The 25,574-nt window shown below is 55.8% G+C and carries 16 protein-coding genes; 11 read left to right on the top strand and 5 right to left on the bottom strand.

Going from position 1 to position 25,574, the window contains the following annotated elements; genetic code table 11:
- Positions 1-51: 51 nt before the first annotated feature.
- Entirely contained in the window at positions 52-2,838 is a 2,787-nt protein-coding gene (gene barA, locus FDP13_RS11270; RefSeq protein ID WP_143839466.1) for a two-component sensor histidine kinase BarA, read from the bottom strand.
- 60 nt (positions 2,839-2,898) lie between these two features.
- Here barA and rlmD point away from each other — a divergent pair, with 60 nt between their 5' ends.
- From rlmD to FDP13_RS11235, 7 genes are all read left to right on the top strand, one after another.
- Positions 2,899-4,233: a 23S rRNA (uracil(1939)-C(5))-methyltransferase RlmD gene (rlmD, locus tag FDP13_RS11265; protein ID WP_033577771.1), complete on the top strand. Its 1,335-nt coding sequence runs from the start codon at positions 2,899-2,901 to the stop codon at positions 4,231-4,233.
- 9 nt (positions 4,234-4,242) lie between these two features.
- The gene (relA, locus tag FDP13_RS11260; protein ID WP_012768573.1) at positions 4,243-6,480 is read left to right on the top strand and encodes a GTP diphosphokinase; all 2,238 of its coding nucleotides are present in this window, start codon (positions 4,243-4,245) and stop codon (positions 6,478-6,480) included.
- Between the two features lie 67 nt (positions 6,481-6,547).
- Positions 6,548-7,345: a nucleoside triphosphate pyrophosphohydrolase gene (mazG, locus tag FDP13_RS11255; protein WP_012768574.1), complete on the top strand. Its 798-nt coding sequence runs from the start codon at positions 6,548-6,550 to the stop codon at positions 7,343-7,345.
- Between the two features lie 226 nt (positions 7,346-7,571).
- Entirely contained in the window at positions 7,572-9,209 is a 1,638-nt protein-coding gene (gene pyrG, locus FDP13_RS11250) for a glutamine hydrolyzing CTP synthase (RefSeq protein WP_012768575.1), read from the top strand.
- Between the two features lie 97 nt (positions 9,210-9,306).
- Positions 9,307-10,605 (top strand): phosphopyruvate hydratase, encoded by a 1,299-nt coding sequence (gene eno / locus FDP13_RS11245; RefSeq protein WP_012768576.1) that lies wholly within the window; start codon positions 9,307-9,309, stop codon positions 10,603-10,605.
- A gap of 522 nt (positions 10,606-11,127) precedes the next feature.
- Complete coding sequence (locus FDP13_RS11240; protein ID WP_012768577.1) at positions 11,128-12,702, top strand: MFS transporter; 1,575 nt, start codon at positions 11,128-11,130, stop codon at positions 12,700-12,702.
- 93 nt (positions 12,703-12,795) lie between these two features.
- Positions 12,796-13,935 carry a glycoside hydrolase family 105 protein gene (locus FDP13_RS11235; RefSeq protein ID WP_027711054.1) on the top strand — a complete coding sequence of 380 codons (1,140 nt, stop codon included), beginning with the start codon at positions 12,796-12,798 and terminating at the stop codon, positions 13,933-13,935.
- 69 nt (positions 13,936-14,004) lie between these two features.
- On the opposite strand, the gene FDP13_RS11230 is transcribed toward FDP13_RS11235, so the two are convergent.
- A complete protein-coding gene (locus FDP13_RS11230; protein ID WP_033577772.1) occupies positions 14,005-14,979 on the bottom strand; it encodes an MBL fold metallo-hydrolase in 975 nt (324 codons plus the stop codon).
- A 559-nt stretch (positions 14,980-15,538) separates the two neighbouring features.
- Here FDP13_RS11230 and queE point away from each other — a divergent pair.
- On the top strand, positions 15,539-16,210 hold the full coding sequence (queE, locus tag FDP13_RS11220) for a 7-carboxy-7-deazaguanine synthase QueE (protein WP_012768580.1): 672 nt from the start codon (positions 15,539-15,541) through the stop codon (positions 16,208-16,210).
- Between the two features lie 36 nt (positions 16,211-16,246).
- On the opposite strand, the gene queD is transcribed toward queE, so the two are convergent.
- Both queD and FDP13_RS11210 read right to left on the bottom strand, forming a co-directional pair.
- On the bottom strand, positions 16,247-16,615 hold the full coding sequence (gene queD, locus FDP13_RS11215; protein ID WP_033577332.1) for a 6-carboxytetrahydropterin synthase QueD: 369 nt from the start codon (positions 16,613-16,615) through the stop codon (positions 16,247-16,249).
- A gap of 129 nt (positions 16,616-16,744) precedes the next feature.
- Positions 16,745-18,079 carry a glycoside hydrolase family 28 protein gene (locus tag FDP13_RS11210; RefSeq protein ID WP_143839465.1) on the bottom strand — a complete coding sequence of 445 codons (1,335 nt, stop codon included), beginning with the start codon at positions 18,077-18,079 and terminating at the stop codon, positions 16,745-16,747.
- A 536-nt stretch (positions 18,080-18,615) separates the two neighbouring features.
- Here FDP13_RS11210 and FDP13_RS11205 point away from each other — a divergent pair.
- Complete coding sequence (locus FDP13_RS11205) at positions 18,616-19,905, top strand: ABC transporter substrate-binding protein (RefSeq protein ID WP_012768583.1); 1,290 nt, start codon at positions 18,616-18,618, stop codon at positions 19,903-19,905.
- Positions 19,906-19,922: 17 nt separating this feature from the next.
- Here FDP13_RS11205 and FDP13_RS11200 read toward each other — a convergent pair whose 3' ends face one another.
- Entirely contained in the window at positions 19,923-21,632 is a 1,710-nt protein-coding gene (locus tag FDP13_RS11200; protein WP_143839464.1) for a hypothetical protein, read from the bottom strand.
- A 400-nt stretch (positions 21,633-22,032) separates the two neighbouring features.
- On the opposite strand from FDP13_RS11200, the gene cysJ reads away from it, so the two are divergent.
- Positions 22,033-23,856 carry an NADPH-dependent assimilatory sulfite reductase flavoprotein subunit gene (gene cysJ, locus FDP13_RS11195; RefSeq protein ID WP_143839463.1) on the top strand — a complete coding sequence of 608 codons (1,824 nt, stop codon included), beginning with the start codon at positions 22,033-22,035 and terminating at the stop codon, positions 23,854-23,856.
- Positions 23,856-25,571: an assimilatory sulfite reductase (NADPH) hemoprotein subunit gene (gene cysI, locus FDP13_RS11190; RefSeq protein WP_033577328.1), complete on the top strand. Its 1,716-nt coding sequence runs from the start codon at positions 23,856-23,858 to the stop codon at positions 25,569-25,571. Before cysJ ends, cysI begins: the two co-directional genes overlap by 1 nt.
- The last annotated feature ends 3 nt before the right edge of the window (positions 25,572-25,574 follow it).

Genomic DNA, 25,574 nt, shown 5'->3' with positions numbered 1-25,574 from the left:
CATCCGCCTGCCTGATGGCGCTCGCGTTTTCCGAAGCCGGCGGCGTGAGGTTCAGGTTGAGATTGCCAGCCGTTTGCGCGCGGCCTTTTCAACGTTTGCCATTTCATCCATCAATTCCAGCCATTCCGGCTCGAGCTCGTTCACGGACATGCCTTTACGCAGCGACTGTTCGAGGTAATGGCAAATCTGTTTGAGTCGCGGCACGCCGCTATAGCTGCAACTGCCATGCAACTTGTGAATGATGTCGACCAGATGGTCCGGTGGATTGCCATCCAGTACCGCATTGACCTGACGACGCACGTCGGGCAGGAACTCCAGCAACATCGCCAGCAGGTCGCGTGCCAGATCCGGTTTGCTGGCGGCTTGCCGTAACGCCAAATCCCAGTCCAGCGACAACGGCGACGGCGCGCTGATGGTCGGTGAAGCCGGCTCCGGCTGTTGATGTTGATGTTGATGTTGATGTTGCGGTTTGACGGCGTGTTTTAGCAACGTCTGGCGCAGCATCTGTTCGTCGATCGGTTTGGACAAATAATCATCCATACCGGATTGCAACAGCTCTTCACGCTCGCCGCTCATGGTATGCGCGGTGACCGCGACGATGGGCGTATGCGTATGTTGGGGTAAGCGGCGAATATGCTCGCTGGCTTGCAGCCCGTCCATGCCGGGCATCTGAATATCCATCAGGATGATATCCAAACGCGTTTCCTGTGCGCGGGCGATGGCGTCGGCGCCGTTCTCACACAAAATAATGTTTTCCACCTGCTCTTCCAGCAAGGCGCCAATCAGCTTCAGATTGGCCGGATTGTCGTCCACCGCCATCACATTGAGCGGCAAACGATTGAACGATGCCGTGGGAGGCGGCAGCGTATGCACCTCATTATCCTGGTTAAACAGGCTGTTATCCTGCAACAGCGACAGCAACCGGGGCGCCGTGATGGGTTTGCTCAGGCTGGCATGAATACCGAACGACATCAGTTGCTCCGCTTCCAGCTCCGCCATGCTGGGCAGCGCCAGAATCACGCTGGATGCCAGACGGCAGAAGTCGCGGATTTGCGGCGTAAAATCCAGCAGCGTATTGCGGAAGTGGATCGGCACGCCGATTAACAGGATATCGAAAGTCCGTTCCGGCAACTGTTCCAGCGTCGGGCTGTAGCTGACGGTGAGCGGCGTATGCACCAGAATGTCCAGCGTCGCCTGGGCCGCCGCCGGGTTGGTTTCCACGTAGGCCAGATGTTTGCCCTGCAAACGATCAAAGTGATAATCAGGTTCCAGCATGTGCGGGTTCAACTGCAGGTTGACGGTACACCAGAAGGTGGTGCCCTGATTCGGCTTGCTGTGAAAACTGATATCACCGCCCATTTCCCGCACCAGCCGCTGGGTGATCACCAACCCCAGACCGGTGCCGCCGTGCTGGCGCGAAATGCTGGTATCCGCCTGGCGGAACGCCTGAAACAGCTGGGTTTGTTGCGCTTCGGCGATACCGATGCCGGTATCCTTAATCTGGATTTCCAGCAGCACCTGCAGATTTTCCTGCTTGCGCTTTTCGATGCGAATATCAATGTTGCCTTGCTCGGTAAATTTGATGGCGTTGCCCAACAGGTTGGTGACGATTTGCTGTAAACGCAGCGGATCGCCGACAAACTGCTCCGGCACGTCATGCTGAATGTTCAGCGTGAGCTCCAGCCCTTTTTCATGGGCGGTATGCGCCAGCAGCATAATCACTTCATCCAGCGTGTTATGCAGCGAGAACGGAATATTCTCCAGCACCAATTTCCCGGCTTCCAGCTTGGAGAAATCCAGCACGTCATTGATGATGTTGAGCAGATTATTGGCAGATCGCTCAATGGTTTGCAGATAATCCTTCTGGGTCGTCGTCAGTTGGGTTTTCAACGTCTGGCGGGTGAAACCGATGACGCCGTTAAGCGGCGTGCGCAGTTCGTGGGACATGTTGGCCAGAAATTCGGATTTGATGCGCGCCGCTTCCTGCGCCCGTTTTTTAGCCAGATCCAACTCGACGTTCTGGATCTCCATTTGCTCGAGCGTTTCGCGCAGATCATAGGTGGCTTGATCGATATTTTGCTGCATCTCCTCGTGATACGCGGTGAGCGACATCGCCATCGAGTTGATGCCGTTTTTCAGCATGTCCAGTTCGCCCAGCATATAGCCTTCCACCCGGCTGTCCAACTGACCGCGTCGGATACGATCCACCGTTTCCACCATGTTGCGGATGGGCGTGGTGACGTCGCGCATCAGGCGATAAGCCAGCAACATCGCCACTCCCATACAAAACAGCAGCAGCATCGCGGCCATGAACATCTCGCGGTATTGCTGCAACCGGATGCTGTTCAAATCCAGTTCGACCGCGACATACCCCATCGGCGCCTGCCGGCTGATCAAGGTACTGGCGGAGAGATCGCCCTCGTTTTCGATAGGCATCTGCAACACCAGGCACTCCCCTTCGTTTCGAAGCTGTAGCATGGTCGGTATAGGGGTGCCCGGCGGCACTTGCAGCAAAAACTGGCCGTGAGGGCTGTTGGTGTTGCTGGTGACGATCAACTGGTTGCGGGCATCAAATACGCTGATGGCGCGTACAATACCGGAATGATGACGATGCAGCATATTGACCAGTTGCCGCAACGACTCCGGCTGGCGCTGGGTCAACGCATAGGCGCTGTTGGCCGCCAGCGGTTTGATGATGCTGGCGCCGGCATCGGCCAACTGTTCCTGCAACTGGTTGTAACGGTGGATGACGAAAAAGCTACTGAGCAACAACCCGATCAGCATGGTTGGGGCCAGAATCAGGATCATCATCCGTGCGCGCAGACTGTATTTGGTCATGGGGTTCCAATGTGTGACAATTAAGGCCGACTATTCCATTAAATCAATGACAGCACACTTATGGCGCAATTCTACTCTCCAAACCGGCGCGTGACGACCCGGCAAACCCTTACCGTGACGGTGAATGATCTCGATCCATTCGGACAGGGAGTAGCCCGTCATCAGGGAAAAACGGTGTTCATTCCCGGCGTATTACCGGGAGAGCAGGCCGAAGTGCAGTTGACGCAAGATAAACGCCAGTTTGCTCACGCCGTACTGCGACGTTTGTTGACCACCAGCGACGAGCGCGTGACGCCGCGTTGCCCGCATTTTTCCGTGTGCGGCGGTTGCCAGCAGCAGCATGTCGATCAGTCATTACAGCATCGCAGCAAAGCCGCTGCGTTAAAACACCTGATGAAACGCGAAACCGGCGAAAACGTGCCGGAACCGGAAGTGATCGCCGGGGCCGCCTACGGCTACCGCCGTCGCGCGCGGCTTGCATTATACTATCAGGCGAAAACGCGCCGGTTGCAGATGGGCTACCGGCAGGCGGGATCGCACGATTTGGTGGATATCAGCGCCTGCCCGATTCTGCGACCGGAGTTGGAGGCGCTGCTGGCGCCGTTGCGCGATTGTCTTCGGCAGTTGCAGGCGGTACGACGGCTGGGGCACGTAGAATTGGTACTGGCTGAGCAGGGGCCACTGGTCATTTTGCGTCATCTGGATCCGTTGTGTGAGGCGGATCGGCAAGCGCTGACGGCGTTTGCGGCGGCACAAGGGGTGGCGTTGTTTGCTGCGCCGGAAGCGGACGCGCTGTCCTGTCTGTACGGCGATGCGCCGTCTTATCGTATCGCCGGGTTGTCGCTGGCGTTCAGCCCGCGGGATTTCATTCAGGTCAATGATGAGATCAATCAGCGGATGGTGGAGCAGGCGTTGGCCTGGCTGGACCCGCAGCCGCAGGACCGAGTGCTCGATCTGTTTTGTGGGATGGGGAATTTCACGTTGCCGCTGGCGGAGCGTGCCGGCCGCGTGGTCGGGGTTGAAGGTGTGGCGGCGCTGGTGGACAAAGGGCGGGAAAACGCAACGCGTAACGGCCTGACGCAGGTCACATTTTATCATCATAATCTGGAAGAGGACGTCACCCGGCAACCATGGGCGTCGATGGGATTTGATAAAGTATTGCTGGACCCGGCCCGTGCCGGCGCGCCGGGCGTGATGCCGCAGATTGTGAAACTGGCTCCCCGGCGGGTGGTGTATATATCCTGTAATCCCACTACGCTGGCGCGGGACAGTAAGCTATTGATGGCTGCCGGTTATCGTCTGGCCCGGCTGACCATGTTGGATATGTTTCCACATACCGGACATCTTGAGTCAATGGCACTGTTTTTGCTTGGTTCCGATGGCTCGGTAAAGTAGGGAGAAATTATGGTTGCGGTAAGAAGTGCGCATTTGAATACCGAAGGCAAGTTCGTGCCGGACGCGTGGATTGCCTCCCTGGGTATCGCCAGTAAAACATCGTGCGAACGCCTCGCCGACACCTGGCGCTACTGCGAAGAAAAAACAGAAGGCCACCCGGATGCGATGCTGCTGTTGTGGCGCGGCATCGAGATGGTGGAAATTCTCTCCACCCTGAGTATGGATAACGACAGTATGCGCGCGGCGATGCTGTTCCCGTTGGCGGATGCCAATGTGGTGGAAGAGGATACGCTGCGGGAAACCTTCGGCAAGAATATCGTCAATCTGGTGCATGGCGTGCGCGATATGGATGCGATTCGCCAGCTTAAAGCCACCCAGCACGATTCGATGGCTTCCGAGCAGGTGGACAATATCCGCCGTATGCTGCTGGCGATGGTGGAAGACTTTCGCTGCGTGGTGATCAAGCTCGCCGAGCGCATCGCCCACCTGCGTGAAGTGAAGGATGCGCCGGAAGAAGAACGTGTACTGGCGGCCAAAGAGTGTACCAATATCTATGCGCCGCTGGCGAATCGGCTGGGCATCGGCCAGCTCAAGTGGGAGCTGGAGGATTTCTGCTTCCGCTATCTGCATCCGGATGAGTACAAACGCATTGCCAAACTGCTGCACGAGCGGCGTATCGACCGTGAGCAGTACATCGACGACTTCGTTAAAAACCTGCGCGCTTCGATGCAAACGGAAGGGCTTAAGGCCGAGATCTACGGCCGCCCCAAACATATCTACAGCATCTGGCGCAAGATGCAGAAAAAATCGCTGTCGTTCGATGAGTTGTTCGACGTGCGGGCGGTGCGCATCGTGGTAGAGCGTTTGCAGGATTGTTACGCCGCGCTCGGTATCGTGCATACCCATTATCGCCACCTGCCGGATGAATTCGACGACTATGTCGCCAACCCTAAACCCAACGGCTATCAGTCGATCCACACCGTGGTGCTGGGGCCGGGCGGCAAGACGCTGGAAATTCAGATTCGTACCCGGCAGATGCATGAAGATGCCGAGTTGGGCGTCGCCGCGCACTGGAAATACAAGGAAGGCGCCGCCACCAGCGGGCGTTCCGGTTACGAAGGGCGTATTGCCTGGCTGCGTAAATTGCTGGCCTGGCAGGAAGAAATGGCCGACTCGGACGAAATGCTCGACGAGGTACGCAGCCAGGTATTCGACGACCGCGTTTACGTATTTACCCCCAAAGGCGATGTGGTGGATTTGCCGACCGGCTCCACGCCGTTGGATTTTGCCTACCATATTCACAGCGACATCGGTCACCGTTGCATCGGCGCCAAAGTGGGCGGGCGTATCGTGCCCTTCACTTATCAGTTGCAAATGGGCGACCAGATTGAAGTCATCACCCAGAAGCAGCCGAACCCAAGCCGCGACTGGTTGAATCCTAACCTGGGGTATATCACCACCAGCCGCGGGCGGTCTAAAATCCATAACTGGTTCCGCAAGCAGGACAGAGACAAGAATATTCTGGCGGGTAAACAGATTCTGGATGATGAGCTGGCGCATCTCGGCGTGAGCCTGAAGATGGCGGAAAAACTGCTGTTGCCGCGTTACAACATCAATTCGATGGATGAATTGCTGGCGGGCATCGGCGGCGGCGATATCCGCCTCAATCAGTTGGTGAATTTCCTGCAGTCGAAGGTTAATCAGCCGAGTGCGGAAGAGCAGGATCGCGAAGCGCTGCGCCAGTTGACGCAGAAATCTCAGCAGCCGGCTCAGCGCGTCAGCGCTAAAGACAACGGCCGGGTAGTGGTGGAAGGGGTCGGCAACCTGATGCATCACATCGCGCGCTGCTGCCAGCCGATTCCGGGTGACGATATTATCGGCTTCATCACCCGCGGACGCGGTATTTCCATCCACCGTGCCGACTGCGAACAGCTCGACGACCTGCGCAGTCACGCGCCGGAGCGCATTGTCGAAGCGGTATGGGGCGAAAGCTACTCCAGCGGCTATTCGCTGGTAGTCAGGGTGACCGCCAACGATCGCAGTGGCCTGCTGCGTGATATCACCACCATTCTGGCTAACGAAAAGGTCAATGTGTTGGGGGTTTCAAGCCGCAGCGACGTGAAACAGCAGCTCGCCACCATCGACATGGACATCGAGATCTACAACCTGCAGGTGCTGGGCCGGGTGCTGGCCAAGCTGAATCAACTGCCGGATGTGATTGACGCCCGGCGGTTGCAGGGCAATTGATTGATACTGTTTTTACTACCGTAAGGCGGGCCGGTCCCGCCTTTGCCATTTTATTATCAGGATTACCATGAATTCATCTGCCATCGAACGTTTACTCCGCATCATGCAGCAACTGCGCGACCCGGAAAACGGTTGCCCGTGGGATCGCGAACAGACGTTTGACACTATCGCTCCTTACACGCTGGAAGAAACCTACGAAGTGCTCGACGCCATCAGCCGTAAGGATTTCGACGACCTGCGCAGTGAACTGGGCGACTTGCTGTTTCAGGTGGTGTTCTACGCCCGTATGGCGCAAGAGCAAGGGCTGTTTGATTTCTCGGATGTGTGCGACGCCATCAGCGACAAGCTGGAGCGCCGCCATCCGCATATCTTCGGCGATGCTACCCTGTCGAGCAGCGAGGCGGTGTTGGCGAACTGGGAACAGACCAAGGCGCAGGAGCGGGCGGAAAAAGATCGTCATTCACAACTGGACGATATCCCGCAGTCGTTGCCCGCGTTGATGCAGGCGCACAAAATTCAGCAGCGCTGCGCCGCCGTCGGTTTCGACTGGACCACGCTCGGGCCGGTGGTAGACAAACTGTACGAAGAAATTGACGAGGTAATGGCTGAAGTGCAGCAGGCGGTGATCGACCCGGAAAAGCTGGGCGAGGAGATAGGCGACATGCTGTTTGCCGCAGTCAATTTATCTCGTCATCTTGGGCATAAAGCGGAAATCGCGCTGCAACAGGCCAATCGCAAATTCACGCGGCGTTTCCAGCAGGTGGAACAACGAATTACCGGGCAAGGGAAAACTCTCGCCGAGGCGACGCTTGAAGAGATGGAAACCGCCTGGCAACAGGTAAAAGCATCAGAAAAAAAGAACTGAATTCATTTTCTGAATGAAAACCGAGTTTTATACGGTTTTTTGTACTATCCGGCTGATTTTAAAACCGGTCATCGTCTCTCGCACGGGCGAGAAGTACCGCATCAGCCGGAGCCTGTCAACGTCACAAAGGGTAAAACGATCATTTGTGGCGCTTCCCAGGTTCAGGTATACTACTTTCCCGTCCTGGTCTTTCCATCGTCCTTAAACCTAAACTTTCAGGTTCAGCATGACAACTAATTATATTTTTGTGACCGGCGGGGTCGTATCCTCTCTGGGTAAAGGCATTGCCGCAGCCTCCCTCGCGGCTATTCTTGAAGCCCGTGGCCTCAACGTGACCATCATGAAACTGGACCCGTATATCAATGTGGATCCGGGCACGATGAGCCCGACGCAGCACGGCGAAGTGTTCGTTACCGAAGATGGCGCCGAAACCGATCTCGACTTGGGTCACTATGAGCGTTTTATTCGCACAAAGATGACGCGCCGCAATAACTTCACCACCGGACGCATTTATTCTGACGTTCTGCGTAAGGAGCGTCGGGGCGATTATCTGGGGGCGACCATTCAGGTTATCCCGCATATCACCAACGCCATTAAAGAACGCATTATCGAAGGCGGCGAAGGCCACGATGTAGTGCTGGTGGAAATCGGCGGTACGGTCGGCGATATCGAGTCACTGCCGTTCCTTGAAGCGATTCGCCAGATGGCGGTGGAAGTGGGCCGTGAGCACACGCTGTTTATGCACCTGACATTGGTGCCGTATATGGCGGCGGCCGGTGAAGTGAAAACCAAGCCGACTCAGCACTCCGTGAAAGAATTGCTGTCCATCGGCATCCAGCCTGATGTGTTGATCTGCCGTTCCGACCGCACGGTGCCGGCTAACGAACGCGCGAAAATCGCGCTGTTCTGCAATGTGCCGGAAAAAGCGGTTATCTCGCTGAAGGACATTGATTCCATTTATAAAATTCCAGCGCTATTGAAATCTCAGGGTCTGGACGATTATATTTGTAAACGATTCAGCTTAAACTGTCCGGAAGCAAACCTGTCAGAATGGGAACAGGTGATTTACGAAGAAGCCAACCCGGGCGGCGAAGTGACCATCGGCATGATCGGCAAGTATGTGGAACTGCCGGATGCCTACAAATCAGTGATTGAAGCGCTGAAACACGGCGGTCTGAAGAACCGCCTGACGGTTAACATCAAGCTTATCGATTCGCAGGACGTGGAAACGCGCGGCGTCGATGTGCTGAAAGGTTTGGACGCGATTCTGGTGCCGGGTGGGTTCGGTTACCGCGGGGTGGAAGGGAAAATCATGGCGGCGCGCTATGCCCGTGAGAATAACATCCCGTACCTTGGCATCTGTCTGGGAATGCAGGTGGCGCTGATGGAGTTCGCCCGCAATGTCGCCGGTATGGAAGGCGCTAACTCCACCGAGTTTGTACCAGACTGTAAGTACCCGGTGGTGGCGCTGATTACCGAATGGCGTGACGCCGACGGTAATATCGAGGTGCGCAGCGAAGACGGCGACCTTGGCGGCACCATGCGTGTAGGCGGGCAGCAGTGCCATCTGACCGAAGGCAGCCTGGTGCGTCAGATGTACGGTGAACCGACGATTATTGAGCGTCATCGTCATCGTTACGAAGTCAACAATATGCTGTTGAAACAGATTGAAGCGGCGGGATTACGTGTTGCTGGTGTTTCCGCCGACCGTAAGCTGGTGGAGATTGTCGAGCTTCCTGATCATCCGTGGTATGTGGCTTGTCAGTTCCATCCGGAGTTTACCTCCACACCGCGTGACGGGCACCCGCTGTTCGCCGGCTTTGTGAAAGCCGCCGGGGCGTACCAGAAACGCCAGGTGAAGTAAGGTTTTACCGATGAAGTGAGTTTTGCAGCAACGCGCGGTCCTCTGATCGCGCGTTGCCGTCTGAGGTTTTAGTTTAACTTGTACTGAGGAAAATCTGATGTCCAAAATCGTTAAAGTCATTGGCCGTGAAATCATCGACTCCCGCGGAAACCCGACCGTTGAAGCGGAAGTGCATCTGGAAGGTGGTTTCGTTGGTCTGGCTGCCGCACCGTCAGGCGCATCTACCGGTTCTCGCGAAGCGCTGGAACTGCGTGACGGCGACAAATCCCGTTTCCTGGGCAAAGGCGTGACTAAAGCCGTTGCCGCGGTAAACGGCCCGATCGCACAGGCTATTCTGGGCAAAGACGCCAAGGATCAGGCTGCTATCGACAAGATCATGATCGATCTGGACGGTACTGAGAACAAATCCAACTTCGGCGCCAACGCCATTCTGGCTGTTTCTCTGGCTAGCGCCAAAGCCGCTGCGGCGTCTAAAGGCCTGCCGCTGTACGCGCACATCGCCGAACTGAACGGCACTCCGGGCAAATACTCTATGCCGCTGCCGATGATGAACATCATCAACGGTGGTGAGCACGCCGACAACAACGTCGATATCCAGGAATTCATGATTCAGCCGGTTGGCGCTTCAAGCATTAAAGAAGCTATCCGTATGGGTTCTGAAGTATTCCACAACCTGGCGAAAGTGCTGAAGTCTAAAGGCATGAACACCGCTGTGGGCGACGAAGGCGGCTATGCGCCGAACCTGGGTTCCAACGCCGAAGCGCTGGCTGTTATCGCTGAAGCCGTGAAAGCCGCTGGTTATGTGCTGGGCAAAGACATCACCCTGGCGATGGACTGCGCTGCATCTGAATTCTACAAAGACGGTAAATACGTTCTGGCCGGCGAAGGCAACAAAGCGTTCACCTCTGAAGAATTCACTCACTTCCTGGAAGACCTGACCAAACAGTACCCGATCGTTTCCATCGAAGACGGTTTGGACGAATCTGACTGGGCTGGTTTTGCTTACCAGACCAAAGTGCTGGGCGACAAAATCCAGCTGGTTGGCGACGATCTGTTCGTTACCAACACCAAGATCCTGAAAGAAGGTATCGAAAAAGGTATCGCCAACTCCATCCTGATCAAGTTCAACCAGATCGGTTCTCTGACCGAAACGCTGGCGGCTATCAAGATGGCGAAAGATGCGGGCTACACTGCCGTTATTTCTCACCGTTCCGGCGAAACCGAAGACGCTACCATCGCCGACCTGGCGGTAGGTACTGCGGCTGGCCAGATCAAGACCGGTTCCATGAGCCGTTCTGACCGTGTTGCCAAGTACAACCAGCTGATTCGTATCGAAGAAGCGCTGGGCGCCGCTGCACCGTTCAACGGTCTGAAAGAAGTGAAAGGCCAGGCGTAAGCGCCTGCCGTCCGGCGAGTTGCTCGCCGGAAATCACTGCTGCAATCCGGAAGCTTTTTCGCTTCCGGATTTTTTTTGCCTGCTATGCCTGCCGCGGAATCATACCGAGCGTGAGACGACACGGCATACACCATCCCTCTGTTATTTATTCACTATTTGCCTGTTTACCGCAGCCAGGTTACTGGCGTGCGAGCCTGCTCGCAGGCTTTTTCACGGCATACGCTTACGGGCATAGCAAATAATGAACCTGATCCCAAATCTTGTTTTCCCCACATGCGGCCTGCATCGCTACCCGCTAGAGTAATTCCGGACTACAGGTTCCACTGACTCGAAACCGCATTTCGATAAGAATTTTGAAGCCGATCGGTTGGTTCTTCCCGCGGATGCCAGTAGCGCAGAGGGGGTGGCAAACGTGCAAAGGTTTTTGCCTTGCCGTCTCGCTACTTTAACGCTACGGCGGCAGCGATATTTTTTGGTCCGCCGCAACACCTTCATAAATACAATCAATGAGGAAGGATGGCGATGAAAACACGTAAGATTGGGCTGGCGAATTATCTGGCCTACGGTTCCGGCGATTTTCTCGGGGCCGGCACCACGGCGCTCACCGCCGGCTGGTTGCTTTACTTTTACACCACGTTTTGCGGTCTGACGCCTATCGAGGCGACCTTTATTTTTGCCATGGCCAGGGTTCTGGATGCAGTGGTCAGCCCATTGATGGGATTCCTGACCGATAATTTCGGCTCTACCTGGCTGGGCAAACGATTCGGACGCCGCAAGTTCTTTATTCTGCTCGGTATTCCCTGTGTGTTCAGCTACAGCCTGATGTGGGTCGGCCACATGGATTACTGGTACTACCTGATTACCTACCTGCTGTTTGACGTCATCTACACCATGATACTGGTGCCTTATGAAACACTGGTGCCGGAAATGACCGATGACTTCAAACAGAAAACCAAATTCTCCGGTGCACGTATCGCACTGGCGCAGTTGTCGGCTATTCTGGCGGCATTTTTGCCGGGGATTCTGCTGGCGCATTTCGGCAAAGATAACGCCGTATCGTTTTTCTACTCCAGCCTGGTGTTCTCGGTGATTTGCGCCTGTGTGTTGACGATGGTGTATTTATTCACCTGGGAACGGCCGCGCGATCAGATGTCCGAAGCCTCATTGCGTGCGGAAAAAGAGCGCCAGTCGCTGACGCTGGGGCAAAGTTTGAAACGCCTCAACATCGAACTGCTGTCGACACTGCGCATTCGCATCTTCCGCCAGCATTTGGGGATGTATCTTGGGGGATATATCGCGCAGGACGTCTTTAACGCGGTGTTCACGTACTATGTGGTGTTCGTGCTGATGCAAAGCCCGACGGTGGCATCCAACCTGATGGGGACGATGGCGATCCTGCAGTTCATCTCGGTGATTGCGATGATCCCGTTGTGTATCAAGTTTGGTCCGGCGCCGTCTTACCGTATGGTGGTGTGCCTGTTTGGCATCAGTGCGCTTTCCTATGGTTTCCTGTACTACAGCGGGATGCACTCCGTGTTCTCGTTACTGCTGCTGGTGTCTGGTTTGGCGGGTCTGGGTCGCGGCGGCATCAACTATGTTCCCTGGAATACCTATACCTACATTGCCGATGTGGATGAAGTCATTACTGCACAACGCCGAGAAGGGATTTTCGCCGGCATCATGACGCTGACCCGTAAAGCCTCACAGGCGGGCGCGGTCATGCTGGTAGGTATTGTTCTGCAACTGTCCGGTTTTGTCTCTGGTCAGAGTGTGCAGGCGCCGGGCGTTAGCCACACTATTCTGATGGTGCTGAGTATTGGGACGGTCTGCGTGTTGGCGCTGGGCTTCCTGGTCTCTTTGCGCTTTAAACTGAATCTGCAAACGCATGAAGTGCTGCGCCAGGAAACGGCGAAGATGCGTGATGCCGGCCGTATCGTACCGGAAAAAATCACACCGGAAGCCCGCGCTACAGTGGAAATGCTGGCCGGTATGCCTTACGAATCGCTGTGGGGCAACAACAATATTGGTTATCTCAACCGTCACAAGGCGCCTGCCCGGTCAATGAGCAGTGAAACGCCTCACCACGGTGTGCACTGAGTGCACCGCGAGAGGTTGACGCGTGATGGGTAGAAGCGTGATGGGTAGAAGTCATCGATTGATGTGTAATGAAACTGGATCTGGATATCTGTTATGACCATTTTTCCTGTAAAGCATAGTGCGCTGCTGCGCCAGCCCGAATACTTCATCTCCCGGGATGAGTTAAAAGCGTTGATTTGCCGGGTGACCGACAATCTTGTCAATATCGAGGATAAAACCGGTGAGTTCCTGCTGCGGTTGGATGATGGCCGGGTGATCGATACCAAAGGCTGGGCCGGCTGGGAATGGACGCATGGCATTGGGTTGTACGGCATCTATCAGTACTATCGCCAAACCGGCGACGATAAGATGCGTGCCATCATTGATGACTGGTTTACTGCCCGGCTGGAAGAGGGCACGCCGACCAAAAACGTCAACACGGTATGCCCGTTTTTGACGCTGGCCTATCGCTATGAAGAAACCGGCGACAGCCGTTGGGTGCCGTATCTTGAACGCTGGGCAGAGTGGGTGATGTACGACATGCCGCGTACCCACAAGAACGGGTTGCAGCATATCGTCTACAACAGCGAAAACACCGATCAATTGTGGGACGACACGTTGATGATGAGCGTGTTGCCGCTGGCGAAAATCGGCAAGTTGCTCAACCGCCCCGAGTTTGTGGAAGAAGCCACTTATCAGTTCCTGCTGCACGTGCAGTACCTGATGGATCGTCAAAGCGGCCTGTGGTTCCACGGCTGGACTTTCGACGGCAACCACAGTTTTGCCCAGGCGCGTTGGGCGCGCGGCAACAGTTGGCTGACGATTGTCATCCCTGAATTTATTGAATTGCTGGATTTGCCTGAACATAACGCGACGCGTCGTTTTCTGATTCAGGTGCTGGAAAGCCAGGTTGAGGCGCTGGCGAAGTATCAGGATGATAGCGGCCTGTGGCATACACTGTTGGATGATCCTAATTCTTATCTTGAAAGCTCTGCGACGGCCGGGTTTGCCTACGGCATCCTCAAGGCGGTACGTAAGCGCTACATCGATCGCAGCTACGCTGAGGTGGCGGAAAAAGCGATGCGCGGCGTAGTGGCGAATATCAGTGAGAATGGGGAGTTGCTCAATGTGTCCTTCGGCACAGCGATGGGCAAGGATCTGGATTACTACCGCCAGATTCCGTTGACCTCAATGCCGTATGGTCAGGCGATGGCGATTCTGTGTCTGTCTGAGTACTTACGCGTGTATCTGTAAACGCGTGGAAAGGCAAGGTGATAGAACGGGCTTCCAGTGGAAGCCCGTTTTTTTGAGTGGAGCGATAACTCACAAGCCAGACAAGCTGTAATTGACCGGCAGCCAGCGATAACCGTTGGTTTTACCGTTTTCACCCTGTTGCACGGCGACGTGGCCGATGCCGGGGAACGGCAGGTGTGCGCCGGCGACCCAATAACCTTGTTTCACCGTCTCTTTCAATAACGCATCACGCGTGCGAACCGCCTGCTCGCTGTCGGAATCAAAGGCGATGGCGGTGTCCGGCAGCGGCATTTGCACTGCTTCCGCGTGCACGATATCCCCCCACAGCAGCATTTTCTGCCCGTCGCTGTTTACCAGAAAAGCAGTATGACCGGGAGTATGGCCCGGCGTAGGCACCGCGGTAATACTGGCCGGCAGAGATTGGTGATCGGTGAATGTCTTCAGTTTGTCGGCTTCGCGGATGTGGCGGAATACTTCCTGCACACGTTCAAATCCGGCTTTTTTGTCCTGCGGTGCTTTTTTCAGATTATCCGGACTCAGCCAGAAATCCGTGTCTTTCTGATTCACATAAATGGTGGCATTGGGGTACACCAGCTTGCCGTCGCTGACCAGGCCGCCGAAATGGTCGGCGTGCAGGTGAGTCACCAGGACGGTATCGACTTGTTCCGGTTTGTACCCGGCTGCCTTCAGGTTGGCCAATGTTTTGCCGGTGGTTTTACCGCCCAGCGCGCCGGTGCCGCTATCGACCAGAATCAGGTTCTTACCGGTATTGATTAAAAAGGCATTAATCGAGGTTTCTACCTGGGGTTTCAGGTAGCTGGCTTCCAGCAGGCTGATAATCTTTTCCCGCGGGGTACGGGTGAGCAATTTGTCCATCGGCATGGTATTGGTGCCGTCGGACAACGCCGTGATTTCATACTGCCCGACCATAACGCGATAATAGCCGGGCTGGGTTTTGACTGGAGCGACGGCTTCAGCATGAGCGAGTGCAGGAGCCAGAGATAATGACAAACAGAAAACAGCCAGGGGTTTTAATAACGTCATCTTACATTTCCTTATTTGAATAGCGGTCTGTTATTTGAATAAAGGTCTGCGATTTGAATAGCCATGTGACCGTATCATGCGTGGCTTATACTCGTCATACTTCAAGTTGCAGGTGTGTTGGCTGCGTGACTCGGCCCATCAATGGGCCTCGCCCTCCGGGCCGCTGCAAGCAGCGTTCAAATCTGCTCCCGGCAGATTTGTCGTTCACCCGAATCACTTACCTGAGTAAGCTCATCGGGATGAAATGAGAGACATCCTATCTCTCACCAGAGGCCAGCCGTTGGCTGGTCAAATTCGTTCCCGACGAATTTGTCACTCTCTTGCCGCGTGACAAGGCTCATTATGAGCCTTGCCCTGACGGGCCAACGCGTTGCGTTGTTCAACACGCAATGCGTGTTGTCCTGCAACTCGAATTATTTTGGGTATATTGATTATTAACCGGAAGACGTACAGGCACAAATCCCCGGTTGCCGTTCTGAGGGTATCGCACCCGGCGGTTTGGCATAGCAACCACTATCAGCGATAATAGCGGTTTAGCCAGAAGGAATACTCAAACACGATGCGTTACCCGATTAACGAAATGTTCCAGACCCTGCAGGGCGAAGGTTTTTTTACCGGCGTCCCGGCGGTATTTATCCGTCTACAGGGATGTCCGGTGGGGTGTAGCTGGTGTGACACCAAACATACCTGGGAACGGTTGCCGGATCGGCAGATCCCGCTGGCGGATATTCTGGTGAAAAGCGGGGAGAGCGATGCCTGGAGCCATTCCAGCAGTGAGGAGCTGTTGCAGCAAATGAGGCTACAGGGATACAGCGCCAAACACATCGTGATTACCGGCGGAGAGCCTTGCATCCATGATCTGACGCCGTTGACGCAAGCGCTGGAGCAGCAGGGGTTCAGCACTCAGATTGAAACCAGCGGTACGCATGAGGTGCGCTGCTCGTCGGCCTGTTGGGTAACGGTTTCTCCTAAGGTGAATATGCGCGGCGGTCTGGCGGTGCTGGATCAGGCTTTGCGGCGGGCAGATGAAATCAAGCATCCGGTGGCGCGTGAGCGGGATATCGAGGCGTTGGATGCGTTGCTGGCAAGGCTGGATGACGATAAGCCGCGGGTTGTGGCCTTACAGCCGATTAGCCAGAAGGACGACGCCACTCGGCTGTGCATTGAAACCTGCATCGCCCGCAACTGGCGCTTATCGATGCAGACTCACAAATACCTCAATATTGCCTGACGGCGCGGTTATCTGAGCGCGGCGCTGGCCGCCGACTCAGTCGTTTTCGCCGCGGTAGACGCAACCTGCGGTGCAGGTTTCCTTAACGGTCACCGCGCTCAGCAAAGGCAGCGTCGGTTTAAGTTGCTGCCAGATCCAGTGCGCCAGTACTTCGCTGGTGGGGTTTTCCAGTCCTGGAATATCATTCAGATAGTGATGATCCAACTGCTCCCAGGTGGGTTTAAACGCCGCTTTTAACTCGGCGAAATCCATCACCCAGCCGGTATAGGGATCGACCTCACCGGTAATCTCCAGACGCACCATGAAGGAATGGCCATGCAGGCGTCCGCATTTATGACCATCGGGTACATGGGGAAGTCGGTGTGCGGCTTCGAACTGGAAGTCTTTAAACAGTGTGGTTGGCATGGTGATGCTCTCATGTCATTCAAAAAACCGTCGCATACTACCGGAAAGTGCGGTGTGACGCACGTATCCTGACAACCAGACTGTCCTTTTGGTCAGTATCCGGGGCCGGCGACCTGCTCCGTCGATCGGTTATTCCGCGAGTTCAACAATCGCATCGGGGCTCCAGCCAACGGGTAACGGCGATGGGCGTTGCAGCGTCATCTTGTGCCAGGTTAAGTCGTTCACGCCGCGTGCGAATAGCGCCGGTAGGCCGGTCGGGTAGGTTTCTACCCCATAAGCGCGCCCGGTATCCGGGTTGACCAGATAAGCATTGTCCAGCCCCATGCCGGTCGGCCGGGCCGGGTTGCAAGGGGGACGAACGTCGTACAACCCTTGTTCCGGCGAATGGCTTGGGCGCTGTTCAAGCGTGATGTCATCGAAGTGAATATGACGGATATAACCAGCCGGCGTACTGTGTAAATTGATCGCGCCTTCGCTGATGCCGGACAACCGCACGAAGCGCACGTCCTCTACAACCCCCGGTTCAATCGCCGGATCGCGGTAGCGTACTGAGATAAATATGGGGTCAGCTTTACCCCAGTGACAAGGCGGTGCCGCGACGCATTCGAAAGTGATATCGCTAAAGCAGATGCGCCGAAAGGCGCCGCCATCGCGGGAAATCAAACCAATGCCACGATTGGAGTCGTAGATGGCGCAGTGGCTAACGGTTAAATCTTCAATATCGGCGAAGGTTTCGGTACCGATTTTTAGCGCGCAACTGCGTGAACGCAGCCGACAATGACTGACGGTCATGCGCTGGGCTTTATATTGCATAGCGGGCGGTTTGGCGGTGGTTTTGATGCAGAGTGCGTCATCGGCTGCGCTCAAATGGCAGTTGCGTACGGTAACATCCTGACAGCTGTCGAGGTTAAGCGCGTCGGTGTTGGCCATCGTCATGTCATTATCCACCGTCAGACGCTCGACGTTGACCTGGCGGCAACTGACCAGATGGACGGTCCACATCGGTGCATTTTCGATAGTAACGCCTTGTATTTTAACCTGTTCGCAATCTTCCAGCACCAGAATGCGCGGGCGGTGCCGTGCCGGCAGTCGATAACCTTGTTCGTCGGGTTGCGCCGAAAAATAAGCATCGGCGTTGCCGATAATTTTCCCTTGCCCGCTCAGGGTGATATTGCGCTGTTGCCGGGCATACAAAAAAGCGCGGTCAGACAGCTCAGCCACGCTGACGGTTGTATTTTGGGCAAAATCGTCATAGTCAGCACTGGCGATCAATTCTGCGCCCGCATCCAGTTGCAGGCAGAAATTGGAAGGCAGATGCAATCCTCCCAGTAAATAACGCCCCGGTTCCACCACCAGCGTACCGCCGCCTTGTGCCGCCAGCTCATCGATCGCTTGCTGGAATAACGCCGTATCGGGGGTAATGCCATCAGCCGCGGGGTGATAGGCGCGAATAAATAGCCTCATGGTTTTGGTCCTGTAGCAAGAGGAAGACGATGTTATTCCAGCATGGTTTCTGATCACAGACAGCGTTGACACGACGGGAAATTACCAAGGGTTAGAACCTCTTCACAGCTTGCCTGATGCCATCCGCCGGAATGTGAGCGTGATAACGTCATACCCGTCATGCCTGACGCGTGATGTGTGTTTCATCACATTTTTACCCCTTTGGGCAGATTCACGCAGCATCACCTGCGGATTGTGTTTTTATTCTGTTAAATAAATGTGAACCAGATCGCGTAGTCGATCCATCGTGGGCTGCGGGCTGTGAAGTAAGGGGGCCGTCATGCGCCGGGGGAGGGGGCCGCTTCCATGAAATGCGTAGTGTCGGCAGCAGACTAGACACATTTTTTCAGCCGGCCCCGCATAACCCGCATCCGGAGTGCTCCCGGCACTGGTGAAGGCAAAAACAATCTGCCTATCTTGTTTGCCTGCGGGAGGTGCTTTGTACCTGCCTGATTACCCTTCCGCCCTGAAATAACAATACAAAGAGGATCGGGGACATGATGAGATTATTAACAGGACTGATATTGTTGGCATTGACCTTACTGGGACAGGCTCAGGCGGCGGAAACGGCGACATTGCGCCTATCCTGGTGGGGCGGCAACAGCCGCCATCAGGCTACGCTGGCCGCCATTGAGGCGTTTCAGAAAAAATACCCGGGAATTACGGTCAAAGCGGAGTATACCGGTTGGGATGGGTATCTTTCGCGCCTGACGACGCAAATCGCCAGCGGTGAAGAACCGGATGTTGTGCAAATTAACTGGAACTGGATCCCGATTTTTTCCCGCAACGGCACCGGTTTCTACGATTTAAATAAACTCAACGATACGCTGAAATTACAGGATTTTCCGGCCGATGCGCTCACGACGGTTGACGGTAAAGTCAATGCTCTCTCTGCGTCGCTGAACGGGTTGGTGATGTATTACAACGTCGATACCTGGAAAAAAGCCGGGCTGGCGTACCCGACCACTTGGGAAGAGCTGTTCCAGGCCGGTAAGGTGTTCAGGGATAAACTCGGCGACAACTATTTTCCGCTGGCATCTCCGGCGCAGGATAGTGGCGAGGGGTTGCTGGAGCTGATTAACACCTACATGACCCAGAAATTCAACGTGGGCATGATTGACGAGCAGAATAAACGTTTCAACTACACGGAAGCACAGTGGCTGGAGGCATTCCGCTTCTACAAACGACTGGTGGATGACCATGTCATCCCGTCGGCGAAATACTACAACGCATTTGGCAAAGCCGGCGTGTTCGAAACCCGGCCGTGGATCAACGGCGAGTATGGCGGGGCGCAACTGTGGGCTTCCGTCGTGAAGAAATACGCTGAACCGCTGGCTCCGCCGGCCAGGCTGGAACTGGGTCCGTATATCATGACGCCGGGTTCCGATAATCCGGGGCAATTTTTCAAACCGTCGATGCTGTTTGCCATCAGCAAAAATAGCAGACACCCGAAAGAAGCGGCCCTGCTGCTTAACTTCCTGATGAATGAACCGCAAGGCAGCCTCTTGATGGGCACCGAGCGTGGCGTACCGCTCAGCCGGGTTGCGCGGCAGACGTTGCAGGACAATCAAAAGCTGGATACGCAGGATCTGGCGGTGAAGGGGTTGATGCAGGCGCTGGAAAAACCGATGCAAACCCCGGTGTCTTCCTATATCGAAGACCCACAACTGGCCAGCCTGATTTTGCAGACGGTCGAACAACTGGATTACGGCAACAAGACGGTGGAAGTCTCGGCGAAGACTTTTAGTGATGCCGGTAATCGAATCCTAAAACGGGTCATCCGCTAATCGCAGGCTCAACGGCGTTACACCTCATGACGTGACGCCGTTTGGCGCCCACCGCCGGTCTCCTGTGCCAGTAGGGTCAACTGTTGTTGCAGGCTGTCTGCCAGTGTGCGTGGGCGGGCAGCATCAAACATGACGTGCATACTGACCGGGTAGTCGCGGTGTTGCAGGCAGAAATCGTCCATTTCATGCGCCACGCCGTAGAGCGCCTGAATGTTGGTTTTGGCGATTTCACGCAGCGTCCAGTTATTTTCTACCCGCTGGCAGTAGTGCAGGGTGAAAAAGGCTTTCTGTGCATGAACAAAGGCCCGGCAATAAAGTGCCAGACCACGCCACTCCTGTAACCAGCGTTGGCGCAGCGGTTCCGGCAGGTCATGCTCGCGGGCAAACTGCATGGCAGCCTGCTGGCTTTGGTCGGCTAACTGCCAGGCGGCGTCTTTCTCCCGCACGATCTGGTACAGGTTTTGCGAAGCCAGTTCGGTGTCGTTATGAACGAAGGTGATATCGCGCCCGGAACCGGGTAACCAGTGGTTGCGATTAAGCTGACCGTACAGGCTCCAGACCGCCTGGCCGTAACTGGACGGCAACAGGCTATGGCGATGAAAGACATGGTGGCGCGCGTACAGCGACAAGGACAACGCCTGTTGCGCCTGCTCCAGCAGGGTACGCATCGTGTGGCAGAGAGTCTCGTCCGGCTGCCATTGCCAACATTCCGCCAGCCAGCGGCGGAACAGCGCGCTCTCATTGACTGGCGACGCATTATTGTTAAGCAGGCGTGCGCAGGCGAACAGCGTGAATTCGCTGAGCGACCCCAACACGCTGTGGTTATCAACGCCGTCCCAACTAATGCGGCAGATTGCGCTGACGATGGCCGGGTTCTTTTCCCGGCACCACAGCAATCGTCCTTGAACTTCGGTGTAACGCAGGAACGGCAGATTACCCCAGCCGACTTCTTCACCCGCCAGATCCAACTCCACCCAAACTTCCCGATTATCCAGCTCCAGCAGTGCCGGGTTATTGGGGAATTCCGGCCAGAAGCGTTCCGGCGTCATCTTGATAGAGGCGGCGACGGTAGTCGGCAGGCTACGAATGGCATCCAGCACATGAGACATATCGTAATGATTGGCTGGAAAAGCGCGCAACACCAGATGGCGCTGATGCGCGTGAATAACCCGGGCGACGGCGGCAAATAATTGCCGGTAGATCGGCTCGCTGTCGGTGGTGGGCGGTGTGATACCGTGCGCGATCTCTTCGCCGGGCGGCGGCGCAAAACGTATCAGGCTATCGCTGTTGGACACCGCCAGCATTAACCCGTTTAGCCGGGGAATTTGCAGCATCAACTGCTCTACTTTCGCCGCCAGATAATCACACCAGAAGTGGATATCGATATGGAGCCGGCGCGCATCGTCCAATAAATGCGGGTGTTGCAACAGCAAGTCGGTGGGGAACGTCAGCTCCTTGCATTGCAGGTACAGCGCTAACCCTTGATCGCGACAATAAGCGGCAACCTGATTGAGATAGACGCAGCGCGAGCGTTGCTGGCTGCTGATGCGATCGTCAAAACGTGTTGGTTGATACGCCGGTGGCGTCACCAGTTTATCCAGTAGATCCGCCTGCCCCAGCACCAGCGTATTGAAACCGTAACGACGGGCGTATTCCACCAGCGCGGTTACCTGCGGCCAGTGCCAGATATCCTGGGTATTCAGTTCCAGTGCGCGACGCTGCCACATGCTCGGTATGCTCCCTGGGTCACGAATGGCGAGTATATTCTGAGGATCCGCCGTGTTGCTGCTGGTCAGGCTCCAACGGCATCTTGCCTGACGCGCCGACGCGGTGTGCGGTTTAACACGCGATTGCGCCGTCCTGCCCTCTCGAATTACTTAGGGTATAGCGGAAAATAAACATCAAAATAATCAATGCAGTAAATTGTGATCCATAACACTTAAAGCAATAAGTGTTATCAAAAAAACTATTTAGTCGTTTTGGTTATTAAATATTTCCATCATGTCTTTAATTGTTCAGATAGGGATGGTTACCTTATATCCTATCTCGCTTTCTATTTCATGAAATTGGCTATAGCGGCAACCCGGCATTAGCGTCCGTGGCCAGAACAAGGATACCGACACCACAATGACAACTCCGGCTTCTCCGACTCCGCAGCTCCCGTTGAGCGTGGAGCAACTTTCGCGTCTTCAGGCCGCGACCGGTGATCTTTCACCGACGCAACTGGCCTGGCTGTCCGGCTATTTCTGGGGCGTGGTTCAACAACAGCCCGGCGTGCTTGCCGCACCGGCCGCCGTGACGTCAACGGCAGACGCCGCGCCGCCGGCAACCATCACGCTGATTTCCGCCTCTCAGACCGGCAACGCCCGCCGAGTGGCGGAGCAGGTTCGTGACGAGCTGTCGGCCGCCGGCTTGCCGGTGACGCTGGTTAATGCCGGCGACTACAAATTCAAGCAGGTAGCACAGGAAAAACTGCTGTTGATCGTCACCTCGACGCAGGGTGAGGGCGAACCGCCGGAAGAGGCGGTGGCGCTGCATAAATTCCTGTTCTCGAAGAAAGCACCGGCACTGACGGGGGTGACATTTGCGGTATTTGGCCTGGGCGATACGTCTTACGAGTTCTTCAGCAAGGCCGGTAAGGACTTTGACGGTCGTCTGGCTGAGTTGGGAGCTGAACGCCTGCTGGATCGCGTCGATGCCGATGTCGAGTTTCAACCGTTGGCGGAACAGTGGCGTCGTCAGGTGGTCGAGGCGTTGAAGGTGCGTTTTGCCGGCCAGACGGCGGTGGCGGTGCAGAGCGTCGCCAGCGGCAAGGCCAACGCGACGGGCACTGCCAGCCCGTACCATAAGGATGCGCCCTATACCGCTTCGTTATTGACCAATCAGAAAATTACCGGTCGCAACTCCGAGAAAGATGTCCGTCATATCGAGATCGATTTGGGGGATTCCGGCCTGCATTATCAGCCGGGCGATGCGCTGGGCGTCTGGTATGAGAACTCCCCGGCGTTGGTGCAGGAACTGTTGGCGCTGTTGTGGCTGAAAGGCGATGAGCCAGTGGTGGTCGGCGGCGAAACCCTGCCGTTGGCCGAAGCGCTGCAACGTCGTTTTGAACTGACGCAGAATACGGCGCCGATCGTCGCCAACTATGCGGCGTTGTCGCGTAACGAGGCGCTGCTTGGGCTGGTGGCGGATAAATCCGCCCTGCAACAGTACGCCCAACGTACGCCGCTGGTGGATATGGTGCGTGAAGCGCCGACGGAACTGACGCCGGAGCAGCTCACCGGCTTATTGCGCCCGCTGACGCCTCGCCTCTATTCCATCGCTTCCTCACCAGAGGACGTCGGCAGCGAAGTCCATATTACTGTTGGTGTCGTGCGTTATGAATATGAAGGCCGTGCGCGTAGCGGCGGCGCATCGGGCTATCTGGCGGATCGTCTGGAAGAGGATGGCGACGTTCGCGTATTCATTGAACACAATGATAATTTCCGCCTGCCGGCTAACCCGGAAACACCGGTTATCATGATTGGCCCCGGCACCGGTATCGCGCCGTTCCGTGCGTTTATGCAGCAGCGAGAAGCCGAGGGTGCCGGCGGTAAAAACTGGTTGTTCTTCGGCAATCCTCACTTTACCGAAGATTTCCTCTATCAGGTGGAATGGCAACGTTACGTGAAAGACGGGCTGTTGACGCAGATTGATCTCGCCTGGTCGCGCGATCAGGCTCATAAGATCTACGTGCAGGACAAGATCCGTGAAAAAGGCGCGGAAGTCTGGCGCTGGATTCAGGACGGCGCCCATATTTATGTGTGCGGCGATGCCAACCGCATGGCAAAAGACGTCGAACAGGCGTTGCTGGCCGTTGCGGTTGAACATGGCGGTATGGATGCCGAACAGGCGGATGAGTTTTTAAGCGAGCTGCGTCTTGAGCGGCGTTATCAGAGAGATGTGTACTAATGAGCGAAAGATATTCTGGTCCGCTGGTGGTCGAAGGCAAGCTGGCGGATGCCGAACGCATGAAGCAGGAAAGCAATTACCTGCGCGGCACCATTACGGACGATTTGAACGACGGTCTGACCGGCGGCTTTAACGGCGATAACTTCCTGCTGATTCGTTTTCACGGCATGTACCAGCAGGATGACCGCGATATTCGTGCCGAACGCGCCGAACAGAAGCTGGAGCCGCGTCACGCCATGATGCTGCGCTGCCGTCTGCCGGGCGGCGTCATGACGCCGCAGCAATGGCTTGCTATCGACAGGTTTGCCGGCGAAAAAACGCTCTACGGCAGCATTCGTATCACTAACCGCCAGACGTTTCAGTTTCATGGCATTCTGAAAGGCGACCTGAAGTCCGCCCACCAACTGTTGCATGAGGTGGGGCTGGATGCGTTGGCCACCGCCAATGACGTTAACCGCAACGTGTTGTGTACGTCTAATCCGGTGGAGTCGGAACTGCACCAGCAGGCGTATGAGTGGGCGAAGAAAATCTCCGAACACTTGCTGCCGCGTACTCGTGCTTACGCCGAAGTGTGGCTGGATAAGGAAAAGGTCGCGACCACCGATGAAGAGCCGATTCTGGGGCCGACCTATCTGCCGCGTAAGTTTAAGACGACGGTGGTGATTCCGCCGCAGAACGATGTGGATCTGCACGCCAACGATTTAAACTTTGTCGCCATCTCAGATAACGGCCAACTGGTGGGATTTAACGTGCTGGTGGGCGGCGGTCTTTCCATCGCGCATGGCGACAAGACCACTTATCCGCGCACAGCCAGCGAGTTGGGGTACATTCCATTAGCGCAGACGCTGGCGGTGGCCGAAGCGGTGGTCACCACCCAGCGTGATTGGGGCAACCGTACCAATCGTAAAAACGCCAAGACTAAATACACGCTGGAGCGGGTAGGCGTCGACACCTTTAAACAGGAAGTCGAGCGTCGCGCCGGTATTACCTTTGAAACCGTGCGGCCGTATGTGTTTACCGGTCGGGGCGATCGCATCGGCTGGGTGAAAGGGATCGATAATAAATGGCACCTGACCCTGTTCATTGAGAATGGCCGCCTTCTGGATTACCCGGGGCGCCCGTTGAAAACCGGCGTGGCGGAAATCGCCAAAATCCATAAAGGGGATTTCCGGCTTACCGCTAACCAGAACCTGATCGTGGCCGGTGTTGCGACGCGCGATAAAGCCAAAATCGAGGCGCTGGCGCGTCAGTACGGCCTGATCGATGATAGCGTCACCGAACAGCGACAGAACTCCATGGCCTGCGTATCGCTGCCGACTTGCCCGCTGGCGATGGCGGAAGCGGAGCGCTTCCTGCCGGAGTTCGTTACCCAGGTGGAAGGCATTATGCACAAGCACGGTGTGGGCGATGATCACATCGTGTTGCGTGTGACGGGATGCCCCAACGGTTGCGGACGGGCGATGCTGGCGGAAATCGGCCTGGTGGGGAAAGCCATCGGCCGTTACAACCTGCATATCGGCGGTAATCGTGAGGGGACCCGCATTCCGCGCATGTACCGCGAGAACATTACCGAAAAAGAGATCCTGACGGAGATCGACCAACTGGTCGCACGCTGGGCCGGTGAACGTCACAGCGGCGAAGGCTTCGGCGATTTTGCTATCCGTGTCGGTATCGTTAAGCCGGTACTGGACCCCGCTATTGATTTTTACGACTGATAG

The sequence above is a fragment of the Dickeya sp. ws52 genome (genome assembly GCF_007210685.1).
Lineage (GTDB): Bacteria > Pseudomonadota > Gammaproteobacteria > Enterobacterales > Enterobacteriaceae > Dickeya > Dickeya chrysanthemi.
This window is presented reverse-complemented; position numbering and strand designations above follow the sequence as displayed.